The sequence below is a fragment of the Hoeflea sp. BAL378 genome, from assembly GCF_000759435.1.
Taxonomy (GTDB): Bacteria; Pseudomonadota; Alphaproteobacteria; order Rhizobiales; family Rhizobiaceae; genus Hoeflea.
In genome coordinates this window covers 1-1,499 of the sequence record NZ_JRJG01000261.1, presented here as the reverse complement: position 1 = coordinate 1,499, position 1,499 = coordinate 1, and the positions used below count along the sequence as shown (strand labels likewise).

Annotated in this window: 1 protein-coding gene; it reads left to right on the top strand. The window is 69.5% G+C overall.

The features are described 5' to 3' along the window. Window positions 1-1,199, top strand: a 1,199-nt coding sequence (locus LL06_RS25935) for a mechanosensitive ion channel domain-containing protein (protein WP_035533942.1), incomplete at its 5' end; no start/stop codon positions are given. Between the last annotated feature and the right edge of the window lie 300 nt (window positions 1,200-1,499).

The following is a 1,499-nucleotide window of genomic DNA, read 5'->3' as shown; positions in this document are numbered from 1 at the left end:
CCGGCGTGGTCACGCTCACGGGCCAGGTGGAGGAGGCGGTTCTCGCTGCCCGGGCGGAGGAACTGGCCGCGCGCGTCTCGGGTGTCGTCGCCATCGAGAACCGGCTCACCGAACAGACCGCCGTCACCGAGCGGCTGAAGCCGGTCATCGGCCGGTTTGAAAGACGTCTTCAGCAGACGCTCGATTATCTGCCGCTGCTGATGGTGGCCGGCCTCGTTTGGCTGGTGATCGGGCTCCTGGGCTGGTTCGTCACCACCCGCACCCAGCCCTGGAGCTGGCTCACCCCCAACGCCTTCATCGCCGACCTGTTGCGCCAGAGCCTGTGGCTCGCCTTCCTGATGCTCGGCGCCGTCGTGGCGCTCGATATCCTGGGCGCCACCGCCGTGCTCGGCACCATCATCGGCGCGGTCGGCATCATCGGCCTCGCAATCGGCTTCGCCGTCAAGGACACGGTGGAGAATTACATCGCCTCGATCCTCCTGTCGGTGCGCCAGCCGTTCCAGCCGCGCGATTTCATCGCGCTCGAGGGCATGGAGGGCTTCGTCATCCGGCTCACCTCGCGCGCCACCATCCTGATGGATGTCGACGGCAACCACATCCGCATCCCCAACGCCACCGTGTTCAAGGCCACCATCGTCAACTACACCCGCAATCCCGAGCGGCGCTTCGCCTTCGAACTCGGCATCGACGCGGCGAGCCCGCTGCACGAGGCGCTGACGATCTGCCAGGATACGCTGGAAGGCCTGGGCTTCGTGCTGGCAAAGCCCGAGCCGGGCGCCTGGATCGAGAAGCTCGGCGACTCCGCCGTGATCATCGGCGTCTCGGGCTGGATCAACCAGGCCGAGACCGATTTCGTCAAGGCCCGCTCCGAGGCGATCCGCACCGTCAAGACCGCGCTCGAGGCCGCGGGGTTCGCGCTGCCCGAGCCGATCTACCGGCTGCGCTTCGATGCCGGCGACGCGCTTCAGGTGACGCCCGGCTCCCGCCCGGAGCCCGGCGGCAAAGCCGCTGCGGGCAAGAAGCCCGCGCCGGCGCCCGGGCCCGCGCAGCCGGGACCCGCCGCGAACGACGCGGTCACCGACACCGGCGTCGACCAGGCGGTGCTCAAGAAGGTGGACGACGAGCGCCAGAGCCAGCCCGACGCCGACCTGCTCTCGGGCGACGGCACGGACGAACTCGGCGCACGGCCCAGGGTGTGACCGCGCCCACCGTCCGGTCTTCGCACCGGGAGGGGAAATGACAGGCTCTTCGCGCCAGGAGGGGAAATGACAGGACGGCCGGCGTGTCCTCGCGGCAGCTGCGTGACGTCAATCTACAGCCCGACCCCGTTCTAGACTAACGGCAGTCGCGTCCCATCGCGGCTTGTGGCAGATGGGCGCCGCTTCGTCCAGAGCCGCGCCGGCCGCAGCCGGAAATGCTCCGGGCGCCCGGCGCTTTTTCACGTCTTGGGGCAGGCCAAGCGGCGCCCCTCCCTTCTCCCCTCGGGGGGAAGGTGCCGG